Source organism: Hafnia sp. CBA7124, assembly GCF_002355555.1.
GTDB classification, from domain to species: domain Bacteria; phylum Pseudomonadota; class Gammaproteobacteria; order Enterobacterales; family Enterobacteriaceae; genus Hafnia; species Hafnia alvei.
This window is the reverse complement of sequence record NZ_AP017469.1, coordinates 2,296,721-2,311,636: the sequence shown is the minus strand read 5'-3', so window position 1 is coordinate 2,311,636 and position 14,916 is coordinate 2,296,721. Positions and strand designations below refer to the sequence as shown.

The 14,916-nt window shown below is 51.5% G+C and carries 12 protein-coding genes; 2 read left to right on the top strand and 10 right to left on the bottom strand.

The window, feature by feature from the left end; translation table 11 throughout:
- Window positions 1–8: 8 nt before the first annotated feature.
- The 10 genes from rsxD to CPY98_RS10560 form a co-directional block, all read right to left on the bottom strand.
- On the bottom strand, window positions 9–1,061 hold the full coding sequence (rsxD, locus tag CPY98_RS10605) for an electron transport complex subunit RsxD (protein WP_043493257.1): 1,053 nt from the start codon (window positions 1,059–1,061) through the stop codon (window positions 9–11).
- The gene (gene rsxC, locus CPY98_RS10600; RefSeq protein WP_046449297.1) at window positions 1,062–3,158 is read right to left on the bottom strand and encodes an electron transport complex subunit RsxC; all 2,097 of its coding nucleotides are present in this window, start codon (window positions 3,156–3,158) and stop codon (window positions 1,062–1,064) included.
- Window positions 3,151–3,744 carry an electron transport complex subunit RsxB gene (gene rsxB / locus CPY98_RS10595; protein ID WP_046449298.1) on the bottom strand — a complete coding sequence of 198 codons (594 nt, stop codon included), beginning with the start codon at window positions 3,742–3,744 and terminating at the stop codon, window positions 3,151–3,153. Before rsxB ends, rsxC begins: the two co-directional genes overlap by 8 nt.
- A complete protein-coding gene (gene rsxA, locus CPY98_RS10590; RefSeq protein ID WP_025801041.1) occupies window positions 3,744–4,325 on the bottom strand; it encodes an electron transport complex subunit RsxA in 582 nt (193 codons plus the stop codon). Before rsxA ends, rsxB begins: the two co-directional genes overlap by 1 nt.
- Window positions 4,326–4,479: 154 nt before the next feature.
- A complete protein-coding gene (locus CPY98_RS10585; protein WP_046360009.1) occupies window positions 4,480–4,911 on the bottom strand; it encodes a DUF2569 domain-containing protein in 432 nt (143 codons plus the stop codon).
- Between the two features lie 186 nt (window positions 4,912–5,097).
- Window positions 5,098–6,825 (bottom strand): formate--tetrahydrofolate ligase, encoded by a 1,728-nt coding sequence (locus CPY98_RS10580; RefSeq protein WP_096387626.1) that lies wholly within the window; start codon window positions 6,823–6,825, stop codon window positions 5,098–5,100.
- Between the two features lie 153 nt (window positions 6,826–6,978).
- Window positions 6,979–7,866, bottom strand: a complete 888-nt coding sequence (gene yedA, locus CPY98_RS10575) for a drug/metabolite exporter YedA (protein WP_043493250.1) — start codon at window positions 7,864–7,866, stop codon at window positions 6,979–6,981.
- Between the two features lie 250 nt (window positions 7,867–8,116).
- Window positions 8,117–8,332 (bottom strand): transcription modulator YdgT, encoded by a 216-nt coding sequence (gene ydgT / locus CPY98_RS10570; RefSeq protein WP_025801037.1) that lies wholly within the window; start codon window positions 8,330–8,332, stop codon window positions 8,117–8,119.
- Between the two features lie 349 nt (window positions 8,333–8,681).
- Entirely contained in the window at window positions 8,682–10,184 is a 1,503-nt protein-coding gene (araA, locus tag CPY98_RS10565) for an L-arabinose isomerase (protein WP_096387624.1), read from the bottom strand.
- 26 nt (window positions 10,185–10,210) lie between these two features.
- The gene (locus tag CPY98_RS10560) at window positions 10,211–11,887 is read right to left on the bottom strand and encodes a ribulokinase (protein WP_096387622.1); all 1,677 of its coding nucleotides are present in this window, start codon (window positions 11,885–11,887) and stop codon (window positions 10,211–10,213) included.
- A 397-nt stretch (window positions 11,888–12,284) separates the two neighbouring features.
- Here CPY98_RS10560 and CPY98_RS10555 point away from each other — a divergent pair, with 397 nt between their 5' ends.
- Both CPY98_RS10555 and araG read left to right on the top strand, forming a co-directional pair.
- On the top strand, window positions 12,285–13,265 hold the full coding sequence (locus CPY98_RS10555) for an arabinose ABC transporter substrate-binding protein (RefSeq protein WP_025801034.1): 981 nt from the start codon (window positions 12,285–12,287) through the stop codon (window positions 13,263–13,265).
- Between the two features lie 113 nt (window positions 13,266–13,378).
- Window positions 13,379–14,899 (top strand): L-arabinose ABC transporter ATP-binding protein AraG, encoded by a 1,521-nt coding sequence (gene araG, locus CPY98_RS10550; RefSeq protein ID WP_046359968.1) that lies wholly within the window; start codon window positions 13,379–13,381, stop codon window positions 14,897–14,899.
- Window positions 14,900–14,916: the final 17 nt, after the last annotated feature.

The following is a 14,916-nucleotide window of genomic DNA, read 5'->3' as shown; positions in this document are numbered from 1 at the left end:
GCGATTCCTTAGCGATGTCCGTAAGCGCGTGGCTTGGTGTAGTGATCGATTAGCGGTACGGTGATATTGGCCAGCAGCACGGCAAAGGCCACGCCGTCTGGATAGCCACCATAGGTACGGATAATCCACACTAATGCGCCAATCAACCCACCAAAAATCAAACGCCCGCGCGGCGTGGTGGATGCCGTCACTGGATCGGTAGCAATAAAGAAAGCCCCCAGCATGGTTGCGCCGGAGAACAGTTCCAACATCGGCGGCACTGCGCTTTCAGGAGAGAAATAACCGCCGAGAGCCGAGCATGCCGCTAAGGCCACAATGAAGCTCACAGGGATCTGCCAATGGATCACGCCGCGCAGCAGTAACACGATACCACCCAGCAAGAACCCGGCGTTAACCCACTGCCAACCTAAACCGGCAAATTCGCCTTGATAAATTGGCTGACGCAGAATTTCAGCCACGTCATGGCCAGAGCGAAGACTGGTTTTAAAGCTGTCTAACGGCGTGGCTTGGCTGATGCCGTCGGCGGTTTGAATCAGCTGATGGATGACCGTGCCGTCAGCGGTATGCCCGCTAAAAATAAGCAGCAGCGTATCATTCACATTCAGCGGGGCGCTCATCAGGCTCTCTGGCGGCAGCCACGTGGTCATCTGCACTGGGAACGAAATCAGCAGAACGACATAGCCAATCATCGCAGGGTTAAACGGGTTTTGCCCCAAACCACCGTACAGCTGTTTGGCAATCACGATGGCGAAGACCGTGCCTAATACCACCATCCACCAAGGCGCAAGCGGAGGCAGACTGATCCCCAGCAGCAACGCCGTCAGCAGGGCGGAATTATCACCCAAGGTTTTAGCTACGTTTCGATGACGCAAGCGCAAAACCAGCGCTTCGGTCAGCAGCGCCGTCACAATGGCCAACGCGCATTGGATCAGATTGCCATAGCCAAAGAAATAGGCTTGAGCAGCAATGCCAGGGATACAGGCAAAAATCACCCATAGCATGATGCGCTGAGTTGATTGCTGGTTATGAGTAAAGGGTGAACTGGCGATTCTAAAAGCCATTTATTCCTCGTTAACCGCGGCGGATTTCTGCGCGGCCTGTTTCGCTTTTACACGGGCAATGGCGGCTGCAACGGCGGCCTTGCGTGGGTCTTGTTGGGTATCAATGCCTTCATTAGAGGGCGCTGAAACCGTATCGGTTTCTTGAGCTTGAGCCGCTTTTTTTGCTTTAGCACGCGCAATAGCCGCGGCCACAGCGGCCTTGCGCGGATCGGCCTCAACGGTAGTTTCTGCTTGCTCCACAGCAGAAGTGACATTCGCTTTTTTCGCTTTGGCGCGCGCGATAGCGGCCGCAACGGCGGCTTTGCGTGGATCTTCAGCAACGTCAGTAGGAACAACGATATTCTCATCGGCCGTCGTAGCACCTTCAGCGGTATTCGCCTGCGCGGCTTTTTTGGCTTTAACGCGAGCGAGCGCGGCGGCAACGGCTGCCTTACGCGGATCGGCTTCGGTTTCAGGTTGAGAAACATTTTCCTGCTTACGTTCGCGAGCCAAGGCTTTACGCGCCTCACGAGCTGCGCGAATGCTGTTATCTTCCTGATCGTTGTTAAACGGATGAATTGAGCTGATACCGTTTTGCTGTTCCTGACGCTGTTTGACGCGCGCTACCGCAGCCTGTACCGCACTTTGGTCGGTTTCGGTCACTTTCACCGCGGCCTGTTTATGGCGCAGTTCTCGAGCGGCTTTTTCACGTTCTAAACGCGCCTGACGAGCTTCGAAGCGCTCTTTCGCCTGAGCGGCTCGTGCGGCTTCCTGATCGGCGGCTTTAATTTCAGCCTTCTCTTGGCGGTAGTACTGCACCAGCGGAATGCTGCTTGGGCAGACGTAGGCACAGGCGCCACATTCGATGCAGTCGAACAGATGATGCTGGCGCGCTTTCTCATGTTCTTGACCACGGCTAAACCAATAAAGCTGCTGTGGTAAAAGACCCGCAGGGCAGGCATCGGCGCATTGGCTACAGCGAATGCAGGCCTGCTCTTCACTGGCTTCATCAAATTCACTTTTTGACGGTGCTAAAATGCAGTTGCTGATTTTAACAATCGGCACATTGAGATAGGCGAGGGTAAAGCCCATCAATGGGCCGCCCATAATTACCATCGGCGAGCGGTTCTGAGCTTCAAATTCACCGGCCTGCAAAAGATGTTTAACCGGCGTGCCTAAGCGAGCCCACACGTTGCCCGGTTTTTTCATCAATTCACCGGTAAGCGTGACCACGCGTTCAATTAACGGCTCACCGTCGATAATGGCGCGTTTGATCGCATACACCGTTCCGACGTTTTGCATTAAAACGCCGATAGAAGCGGAGTGTTTGCCAAAAGGCACTTCCATCCCAGTGAGGATTTTGGTGAGCTGTTTGGCACCGCCGGAAGGGTATTTAGTCGGGATCACCCGCAGTTTGATATCGTCGTGACCTTGCAATGCGAGCTTCAGCGCCGCGATGGCTTCTGGTTTGTTATCTTCAATACCAATCAGGGTGCGCTGAGGTGACAAAATATGGCGCAGAATTTCGCAGCCGGTGATGATTTCAGCGGCATGTTCACGCATCAGACGATCGTCTGCGGTGATATAAGGCTCGCACTCGGCGGCGTTGATAATCAACGTTTCAACTTTGCCGTAGCCGCCTTCCAATTTGTTACCGGTAGGGAAGCCCGCACCGCCTAAGCCCGCAATACCTGCCTGATGGATAAGCTCAGTGAGGGCTAGCGGTGACTGCGCGCGGTAATCCGCGACCGGATGCAACTCTCCCCAGCGGTCTTGATTATCGGGAATGAGGGTAATACAGGTTTCGCGCAGGCCCGACGGGTGCGCGGTGATCTGAGGCGAAATGGCGCTAATCACACCTGAAGTGGAAGCGTGAACCGGCAGCATTCGGCCCGTACCGCGCGTGAGCGGTTGGCCTTTCATGACGTGCTGGCCGACCTTGACTAACAGTTCACCTTCCGGCCCGATATGTTGCTGAACGGGAATAATCAACATCGGCGGCAGCGAAACATGGCGCAGCGGAACATGGCTGGACGGGTGCTTCATTTCAGGCGGATGAATGCCGCCTTTGAAGTCCCACAACTTGTCTTTTTTCAGCGCTGCAAACAGATTAAACATGGTGTTCCACTTCGCGTTCATTTACGGAAATTGTTCTGACTGGAATGGTGTTTAGGTCCCATTTCCAGTTTGCCGTGGTGGTCGGCACCGGCACTAACGTGATGCAGTCGGTTGGGCACGGAGCGACGCACAGGTTACAACCGGTGCACAGATCGCTCACTACCGTGTGCATGGCGCGGGTGGCGCCCACGATGGCATCAACGGGGCAGGCTTGAATGCATTTCGTACAGCCAATGCAGTTCTCTTCATCAATAAGCGCCACCTGACGTACCGGCTCCGACTGAGCGGCTTCGCCGTCTAAAGGCTGAGGATCTACCGCAAGCAGTTCGGCAATCTTCAACATCACCTGCTCGCCACCAGGGGCACATCGGTTAATTTTTTCGCTACCGCCTGAAACGGCTTCGGCGTAAGGGCGACAGCCCGGGTAGCCGCATTGGCCACATTGGCTCTGCGGCAGAATAGCGTCGATCTGTTCAACGATAGGGTCAGCATCAACTTTAAAACGGCGCGCGGCAAAGCCGAGCACGATACCGGAAACCAGCGCGATAGCGCCGACGGCACAAATAGCAATCCACAACGACGACATTAGAATTTCACCAACCCGGTAAAGCCCATAAACGCAAGGGACATCAGTCCGGCGGTAATCAGTGCAATAGAAGAACCGCGGAACGGCGCGGGCACGTCAGCCACGGCCAAACGTTCACGAATTGCGGCGAACAGTACCATTACCAGCGAGAAGCCTGCGGCGGCGCTAAAGCCATAAACAGCAGATTGCATAAAGTTATGCGACTGGTTGACGTTAAGCAGCGCCACGCCAAGTACGGCGCAGTTGGTTGTAATCAGCGGCAGGAAGATACCGAGCAGTCGATACAGCGCAGGGCTCGTTTTACGCACCACCAGCTCGGTGAACTGCACTACGACCGCAATCACTAAGATAAAGGTTAAGGTACGCAAATATCCTAGCGCCAGCGGCACCAGAATGAATTCGTTAACTGCCCACGCACAAACAGAGGCGAGGGTGAGTACAAAGGTGGTTGCCAGCCCCATACCAATGGCCGTTTCCAGCTTTTTAGATACGCCCATAAATGGACATAAGCCGAGAAACTTAACTAAAACAAAGTTATTGACCAGAACGGTACCGACCAGTAACAGCAAATAATCGGTCATCAACTAAACCTAGCAAGAAAAACAGTAGACGAAGAAAAACCGCCGTATTATCGGGATTTAGCCGCCGGACGACAACAGATCAAGTACAAGGTTATTCGATTTATTGCGAATTAACTCGAATGAGGGAGTACTGAACGCCGATAAAAACAGCCTATTACGGCTCAATAAACGTATCGCGTACGCGGCTTGAGCGCTTGATATAAGGAACAAAAATAGCGGCAGCCAACAACGGCATCACCATGTTACGTAACGCCGCGGCGTCGGTAACCGGAGAAAACGCAAAGGATTTCAACGCTAAAAGCACCATAACCAGCAGCCATAAAATGAAAAATTTAGGGAAGCGGCGAGAGCGTTTGCCAAAAAGGTACAGATTAAACAACGTGAAGGCCCAGATGATCACGGTAATGGCAAACGACAGCATCCACTGGCTGGAGAACGTGGGGCTATGCGAAAGCAACTGACTGCGACTCGCGGGCTGGATGATTGTCATCAAAAAGATAATCAGCATCAGACTCGACGACAGCAAGGAGACAATCATGTAAGCCAGCGGCGCAACGAGCCAGCCACCAATCCGTTTTGTTTTCATAATGCCACCTTCTTTCGACATGCCTTCAGCATAGCCGTCACGTTAAATCCAAATTTCAGCGTTACGCATCATACAGGCTAATTGAAACGCTATCATCGATATCGTGCTGCCGAGCCGTCAACGGGTTACGGCATGCACGAAATGACGATAATTTATTCGATGTTACGGCGTAACTTCGTTATTCCTTTAATTCAGTCCGACGATATTTCCCGCGTTATCGATATCAATATGGCGGTAGGCGGGCAAGGTGCTAAGCCCCGGCATGGTCATAATGTTACCGGCATAAACACGAATAAAACCGGCGCCCGCCGACACTTTCAGATCGGTGACAGGCAGCACAAAATCACGCGGCACGTTTTTCAGGGCCGGATCGGCACTGATTGAGAGCGGCGTTTTTGCCATACACAACGGTAGATGACCAAATCCCGCTAGCTCGAGCTGCTGCATTGTGTCCTGCGCCGCTGGGGTGAGTTCGGCACGTAACGCGCCGTAACCATTTTTTGCCAGCGTCTGTAATTTATCCGCCAGAGACATGTCATCGGGATAAAGCAACGACACTTCGCCGCCGCTGCGGCAGGCGGCTGTGACACATTCGGCTAGCTGAGCTGTACCTTTACCACCCGCTGAGAACGCATCGCTGATTTCAACGCCGAAAGCGCCGTGTTCCATCGCGAATTGGCGTATGAACTCAAGCTCTTCCGCGCTGTCCTCTGGGAAGTGATTGATAGCCACAACGACCGGTAATCCATAGCGGGATGCGTTGCCAATATGCCACGCTAAATTGCTCGCGCCTTCGAGCAGTAAAGGCAGGTTGGCATGCTTAACTTCTTCGGGCAAAGACTGCCCTGGTTTCATATTAAACTTACCGCTGTTGGCTTTTAAACTGCGCAGCGTAGCAACCAGTACAACACAAGAGGGTTTAATACCCGACTGGCGACATTTGATATTAAAGAACTTCTCCATACCCATATCGGAACCAAAGCCCGCTTCGGTGACCACATAATCGGCCAGTTGTAGGGCGAGGCGATCGGCAAGAACCGAAGAGTTGCCGTGAGCGATGTTAGCAAATGGCCCAGCATGAATAAGCACAGGCGTGTTTTCACTGGTTTGCATCAAGGTTGGATGAATGGCTTCTTTCATTAATACGGTCATTGCGCCAGCCACTTCCAGATCTTCGGTGGTAATGGCGTGACCCTGTAACGTATAAGCCAAAATAATGCGGCCAATGCGTTGGCGCATATCGGTCAAACTTTCAGACAGTGCCAAGATAGCCATCAACTCGGATGCCGCGGTGATATCAAAACCGTCGTGACGCGGAACGCCGTTATTGCCGCCGCCCACGCCGATATCAATGCTACGAAGCGCCCGATCGTTATGGTCGATCACGCGTTTCCACAGGATATGTTCTGGATCGATATCGAGACGTTTTAATCCGGTGTGCTCAGTAAACTTATCGCCCAAGCGTTGTTCATGGAACAGACGGGCATCCAGTGCTGCCGCGGCTAAATTATGTGCCGCGGTGATGGCATGAATATCGCCGGTGAGATGCAGATTAAGCTGCTCCATGGGCAGAACTTGCGCTACGCCGCCACCGGCCGCGCCGCCTTTAACCCCGAATACAGGTCCAAGGCTCGGCTGACGAATACAGGCCAGTGCTTTTTTACCAATAAAGTTTAGCCCTTGGCTTAAACCGATGGTTGTGACGGTTTTACCTTCACCGAGCGGCGTTGGCGTAATGCTGGAAACCAACACGAGCTGGCCAGTACCTTGCTCAGGTTTAATTGCCTTGATGTCTATTTTTGCCGCGTAATGGCCATAGGGGATCAAATGGGTCGTTGGGATCCCTAACTGTTCAGCGATCTGGGAGATAGGTTTTAACTGAGGAGCATGCATCTGTTCGGAGAGGGACGTCATGGGGTCGTGATCCTTGCAAAAACAGGTAAAGGCAAACAGGTTAATGGCGACGATTATAGGCTATCGGGCAGTACACTCAATGGAGAAAACCGCCCGACACTCATTTTTCGCGCGTAATATTTCACACTACGCAAACGTTTACTCTGCGAGAAATCAATTTTGTGGCAGTAGATATTTACCCAGTGTCACCAGAAGAACCGCAACGATAATGACGCACAGAGCCAGCCATTCGGTTGACGACAGCGTTTCACCGCCTAAGCCGGTACCTAACAATACGGCGACCACCGGATTCACATAGGCATAGCTGGTGGCAACGGCGGGGCGAACGTTACGAATCAAAAACATATATGCGCTAATCGCGATCAGAGAGCCGAAAACCGCCAGATAACTTACCGCCAGAATCCCTTGCAGGCTTGGCATCTGTGTCATACGTTCACCGGCGATGGCGCTAGCAATCAGTAACACGATCCCCGCGGTGAGCATTTCAATCGCTCCGGCCATCAGCCCTGCCGGTAACTCAACGCGCGAACCCCACACCGAGCCGAACGCCCATGTCATTGAGCCCGCCAAAATGAGCAGCGCCATCCACGGATTGCCGCTCAAATGTCCACCGCTGTTAAGTAAGATAATGCCACACAGACCGATCGCGATGCCGAGCCATTCTAGCCAACGCGTCGGCATTCCGTACAATCGGCTAAAGCACAGGGTGAAAAGGGGAACGGTGGCAACCATAACCGCAGCAATTCCCGAGGGAACATCCTGATGTTCAGCTACGGTCACCGCGCCGTTACCGGCGGCAAGCAGCAAAATACCGATGATTGCCGCGTTTAATAGCGGTCGACCGCTCGGCATTTTATGCCCGCGCAGACGTAGAAACGTGAGCATTACCAGACCCGCGCAGAAAAAGCGTACGCCTGCCATCATCAGCGGCGGCCAACTCTCTACGCCAAGACGAATAACGAAGTAAGTTGAACCCCAAATGATATACAGGGCAAATAATGAGCCAATAAGCGGGAGAAAGGTGGCAGCACGAGAGCGCATAGTAGGCATTTTCCTTGGCAAAAATAAGCAGCCAGTAAACGCTAAAATGGGCTGAGTAAGTACTCTTTTCTCATGCTTTTTGCTTATTAATAAAATGAATTTAAAGGGAATTAGCTATAAGGCTACGGCAAATGGGTTTATTGCCGAAAGATAACAAAAAATATGTTCATTTAAGCAGCAAATGTTAACGTGAAACCGCATTCAAACGAATAGCCGGTGATTGCTGGCAATATAATGCGGTTAATGATTTTTATTGAACGTAGCGCCAGATCTCTTTCGGGACACAGCCCACATCATATAAACGACCGCCGCTGGCTAATTCCGCACGACGATGATCGGCGGCGCGATACATATTAATAATTTCCTCATCCTCGTCGAGAGAATAATTAAGATGGTCAAAGAGTTTTTCTAAGCTTTCCAGCGTGCTAACTCTGCGGAACTTGAGCAGATAATCATTTACGTTCATTTTATATGTTCATCAACAGGAAGGATTTCAGAAGAGTTTCCAGTATATGTAGTGAAAACCATCTGTCTAGTACAATATTAGTGATACGTGTTACATAATCAAAAAAAAGGATATAATTTAAAAGGTAACGCGATAATCTTCTGTCCAATATATCAACGGGGATAGGTACAAGATCATTGGCGGCTAATTAAATGAGTTGAAATACTTATAAACAAAATGAAGCAGTTAATTAAACTAGGTGTGCTTTTATATTTGCGATTGCAGTTTGTGCAGAGTTTAGTTGTGTGAAACCAAAAAATGGCGGTCACAGTTATAACCACTGCGCCACCATGTTATATCGCGTGCTAGGCTATTTACGGTTCAACATGTAATACATTTCATTCCAGCGGATCTCATTTTTAAATGCAGGAAGCGTGGTGGCATTATCAATGAGTAAGAACTCGATATTGTGCATTTCTGCATATAAGCGCAGATATTCAACGTCGAGCGCTTGGGTAAACACCGTATGATGCGCGCCTCCGGCTAAAATCCACGCTTCAGCCGCGGTGGCTAATGACGGTTGGGCTTTCCAGATGGCGCGTGCAACAGGCAGTTTTGGTAAATCACGTGGCTGTTCAACGGTATCTACGCAGTTAACCAAGAGGCGGAAACGATCGCCTAAATCAATCAGGCTGGCATTCAACGCTGCGCCGGCAGGGGTGGAAAAGAGCAAGCGAGCGGGGTCGGCTTTACCACCAATGCCAAGATGCTGAACATCCAGCAGCGGCTTTTCTTCTTTGGCTATCGACGGGCAGACTTCCAGCATATGCGACCCCACCACCAGATCGTTACCCGGCTGGAAATTGTAGGTGTAGTCCTCCATGAATGAGGTGCCGCCTTGTAGGCCTGACGCCATTACTTTCATAATGCGCAGCAGAGCCGCGGTTTTCCAATCGCCTTCAGCGCCAAAGCCATAGCCCTTCTGCATCAATCGCTGACAGGCGAGGCCGGGGAGTTGTTTCAGCCCGTACAGGTTTTCAAATGTGGTGGTGAAGGCCTGAAAACCGCCTTGCTGAAGGAAACGTTCGATGCCTAACTCAAGGCGTGCAGCATCCAGCAGATTCTCGCGTTTTGCACCGCCGTTTTTCACCGCGTCAGTTAGGATGTAGCTGGCTTCATACTCTTCCACCAGCGCGCTGATATCGCTGTGGCTAACTTCATTAACGACCTGTTCTAAATCACCCAGTGCATAGCCGTTCACGCTATAGCCAAACTGAATTTGAGCACTGACTTTATTTCCTTCGGTTACCGCCACTTCACGCATGTTATCGCCAAAGCGCACCACTTTCAGATGCTGGCTCTCGTGTTTTGCTGCACAAACGCGCATCCAACGTGCGATGCCTTCCTGTGCCTGTCGATCTTCCCAATGTCCAGCAACCACGCTGTGCTGTTGGCGCATACGTGCACCGATAAAACCGAACTCGCGGCCACCATGCGCAGTTTGGTTCAGATTCATGAAGTCCATATCCATGCTGTCCCACGGAATCTGGGCATTAAACTGGGTGTGGAATTGAAGCAATGGTTTTTCTAGGCGGCGTAGCCCGTTGATCCACATTTTTGCTGGAGAAAACGTGTGTAGCCAGACGAGCAGGCCAAGACAGTTGTCCTGATAGTTCGCGTCGCGGCACAGCGCAGTAATTTCATCGGGCGTAGTCGCTAACGGTTTTTGCACCAGTTTGACCGGTAAACCCACTTGATTAAGATGGGCGACCACTTTTTCGGCCTGCTCCTTTACCTGCTGTAACGTACGCTGACCGTATAAATGCTGGCTACCGATAACGAACCAAACTTCGTTTTGTTGGAACTGTTGCATGATGACTCCGTAAATTCTAAATGGAATTAATGTTTGACGGCGGCGTAGCAGGGCTCAGCGCTCTGACACCACTGCTGGTAACGTTCATAAAGCTGTTGGAAACGCGCCACGCGCTCGGGGTTAGGGTGTAACGTGCGCTCAACTTGGCTGGCCATGTTCTGCTGGGCGGTGGCGATATCGGGATAGGTGCCTGCGGCGACGGCGGCAAAAATTGCGGCACCTAACGCACAGCACTGATCGGAGGCCACGATTTGCACCGGGCGATTCATCACATCGCAGCATACCTGCATGATCACCGGTGATTTACGTGCGATCCCGCCGAGTGTCAGGACGTTTTCCACCGGTACGCCCTGATGTTCAAAGCATTCCATGATGGCGCGGGCGCCAAAGGCCGTCGCGGCAATAAACCCGCCGAACAGTGCTGGCGCATCAGTTCCTAAATTAAGATCGGCGATTACGCCTTTCAGACGCTGATTGGCAAAAGGCGTACGGCGGCCATTGAACCAGTCCAAAACGACGGGGAGGTGATTAAGATGCGGCGCTTTGGCCCACTCTTCAGTGAGCGCTGGCAACAAGTTTTTTATGGTGTTTGCTAGCTGTGGTTCCAGTTCTGGATGCTGTTTGGCGACCTGATGCAACGGCCAAGTCAGCAAACGGCTGAACCAAGCATACATATCGCCAAACGCCGACTGGCCGGCCTCTAGCCCGATATAGCCTGGGATCACGCTGCCATCAACTTGTCCGCAAATGCCAGCAATGGTGCGATCGCCGATTAACTGTTGTTCGGCAATCAGAATGTCGCAGGTAGAAGTGCCAATCACTTTTACCAACGTATACGGCTGTGCACCCGCACCGACGGCGCCCATATGGCAGTCAAAAGCGCCGCCGGAGAGAACAACATCGGTAGAGAGGCCTAGGCGCTGCGCCCATTCATCGCTTAATTTCCCCACGGGAAGATCGGCGGTGTAGGTTTCGCTAAACAGAGGCTGTTGCAGGTTTTCGCTGAGGCAAGGATCGAGCGCTTCAAGAAATTCGCGTGGAGCAACACCGCCCCATGATGGATGCCAAAGGGCTTTGTGTCCGGTGCTGCAACGGCCACGCTTTAACTGATGCGGCTGCTGTTTACCGCACAACAGCGCAGGCACCCAGTCGCAAAGTTCAATCCAAGAGGCTGCGGACTGACGTACCGCGCGATCTTGACGGCTGATATGCAGAATTTTCGCCCAGAACCACTCAGACGAATACACGCCGCCGATATAGCGCGTGTAGTCAGGGAACGAACCGTTGCGGCATAGTCGGTTGATTTCCTCAGCTTCTTCGATAGCGGTATGGTCTTTCCACAACACAAACATCGCATTCGGGTTATTGGCAAATTCCGGCAGTAATGCCAGCACATCGCCGTCATCATTAATCGGCGCTGGCGTTGAGCCGGTGGAATCGACACCGATCCCGACCACCGCAGCACGTTGTTCCGCACTCATTCTTGCTACCACAGCTTTGATCGCCTTTTCGAGCGATTCAATATAGTCGAGCGGATGGTGGCGAAATTGGTTGGCGGGCGCATCGCAAAACAGTCCTTGTTTCCAGCGCGGATAGTAGACGACTTCGGTATCTAACTCCTGACCGGTCACACAATCTACGGCGAGCGAACGCACCGAGTCACTACCAAAATCCAGCCCGATTGCAATGGGGTTCACGCGCATTCCCTATCTCCTGTTATATAGATTTCACTGCTAACCAACATAGGAAATAGGCCCCCTTTAGCGTGAGGATGGCTTAGCTACATGTATGTATTTTTCAGCTACGACTTGCTTTTATGTGACCCGCATCAAAAGTTTTGAATGTTATTGAATTGCTAAATATATGCACAAAATGGCTGTATTTTTCTGGTGTGATTTTGCTCTCTATTTGTTCTTTAATTAGCCGCTACAACTTAGCCCGTCCTACACAACGACCTTACATTGCAGCGTGATATCAATATGTTTGGTATCTGCTGCGCTAAACCCCCTAAATTCGTACACCTAGCTTTGCGTCGTTAAACAGCATGGTCTGTATGACAAATCTGCTACATAAGAATGACGAAATTGGAGAGTTAGAAATATGCATAAATTCACTAAGGCTTTGGCTGCCATTGGACTGGCTGCCGTTATGTCACAATCCGCTATGGCCGAGAACATGAAACTCGGTTTCTTGGTTAAGCAACCGGAAGAACCTTGGTTCCAAACGGAATGGGCATTTGCCGATAAAGCCGGAAAGGATTTGGGATTCGACGTGATTAAAATTGCCGTTCCCGACGGTGAGAAAACGTTAAACGCGATTGATAGCCTCGCTGCCAGCGGTGCTAAAGGCTTTGTCATTTGTACTCCCGATCCCAAGTTAGGCCCTGCGATTATCGCTAAGGCGCGTAGCTACGATTTAAAAGTCATCGCCGTCGACGATCAGTTTGTGAATGCCAAAGGCAAGCCGATGGAAAATGTGCCATTGGTGATGATGGCGGCCAGTGAAATTGGCGCGCGCCAAGGGCAAGAGCTGTGGAAAGAGATGAACAAGCGCGGCTGGAAAGTCGATGAAACTGGGGTGATGGCGATTACCGCCGATGAACTGGATACCGCACGTCGCCGTACCACAGGCTCAATGGATGCATTAAAAGCGGCGGGCTTCCCTGAAAAACAAATCTACAAGGTGCCAACCAAGTCGAATGATATTCCCGGCGCGTTTGACGCGGCCAACTCCATGTTAGTTCAGTATCCGAAAGTCAAAAACTGGCTGATCGTTGGCATGAATGACAACACCGTTCTTGGCGGCGTGCGCGCAACGGAAGGCCAAGGATTTAAAGCCGATAACGTCATCGGTATTGGTATCAACGGCGTCGATGCGGTTAGCGAACTTTCTAAAGCCAACCCAACGGGCTTCTACGGTTCTCTGTTACCAAGCCCCGATATCCATGGCTACAAGAGCATCCAGATGCTGAATGATTGGGTGACGAAAGACGTTGAGCCCGCCAAGTTCACGGCGGTGACCGACGTGGTGCTGATCACGCGTGATAACTTCAAAGAAGAGCTGAAAAAGAAAGGGTTATAGCGGCAGTCTTCATTTTAAAGTGAAACGGATCTCGTACTTCGAGGGCGAGATCCTATCAATTCATGACTTTAGCCAACTGTTGCTTTGGTCGCAGGCTGGCAAGGAGAGGGTTTATGACCTCCAACGTACCCTATTTGGAATTCCGTCATATCGGGAAAACATTTCCTGGGGTGAAGGCGCTGGATGACATCAGTTTTAGCTGCCAAGCCGGTCAGATCCATGCCCTGATGGGCGAAAACGGCGCGGGAAAATCAACGTTGCTGAAAATTCTCAGCGGCAGCTATACGCCGACGCAGGGTGAAATTGTGCTTAAAGGCGAGTCGGTTCAATTCAATAAAACCACCGATGCGCTAGATGCTGGCGTGGCCATTATTTACCAAGAGCTGCATTTAGTGCCTGAAATGACGGTGGCTGAAAATATTTATCTGGGCCAGTTACCGGCTAAAAAAGGCTTCGTGAATAATTCACTGCTGAATTACGAAAGCCGTTTGCAGCTTGAACATTTAGGGTTGGATATTGATCCGCAAACGCCGCTGAAATATCTCTCCATCGGTCAGTGGCAGATGGTTGAGATCGCTAAGGCACTGGCACGAAATGCCAAAGTGATTGCTTTTGATGAACCCACCAGTTCGCTGTCGTCGCGGGAAATAGAACAGCTATTTCGCGTGATCCGCGAACTTCGGGCGGAAGGGCGCGTGATTATCTATGTGTCACATCGCATGGAAGAGATCTTCGCATTGAGCGATGCCATTACGGTGTTTAAAGACGGCAAATATGTAAAAACGTTTGTCGACATGCAGCAGGTCAATCATGAGTCGTTGGTTCAGGCCATGGTGGGACGTGATTTGGGTGATGTTTACGGCTATCAGCCGCGTGAACATGGGCCGGTTCGTCTTGCGGTTGAAGAGGTGTTGGCACCGGGTGTTAAGCAGCCGGTTTCGTTGCAGGTCAAACAAGGCGAAATTGTTGGGCTCTTTGGATTAGTCGGTGCTGGCCGTAGCGAACTGATGAAAGCACTGTTTGGTGGCACCAAAATCACGCAGGGAAAAGTGCTGTTGGACGGGCATGATATGCAGGTGCGCAGCCCGATAGATTCGATACGCCAAGGTATGATGCTATGCCCTGAGGATCGCAAAGCAGACGGCATTATTCCCGTTCATTCGGTGCGCGAGAATATTAACATCAGCGCACGGCGCAATACGCTAACCGCAGGGTGCCTGATAAATCATCCGTGGGAAGTTAAGAATGCGGATCAACGTATCAGTGCGCTAAATATCAAAACCCCAAGTCCAGAACAACTGATTATGAATCTCTCCGGTGGCAATCAGCAGAAAGCCATTTTGGGACGCTGGCTGTCTGAAGATATGAAGGTCATTTTACTGGACGAGCCGACGCGCGGCATTGACGTAGGCGCTAAACACGAAATCTATCATGTGATCTATCAGCTGGCAGAGCAGGGTATTGCCGTGCTGTTTGCATCGAGTGATTTGCCTGAGGTGCTTGGCCTTGCCGATCGCATCATTGTGATGCGTGAGGGCGCAGTGTCTGGCGAGTTGCTGCGTGAAGACGCCAGCGAGGCCAAAGCGCTGGCGCTCGCCATGCCGGGTATATCCACTTCCTCTCATGCGGCCTGAAAAAGTCTAGGAGCAGA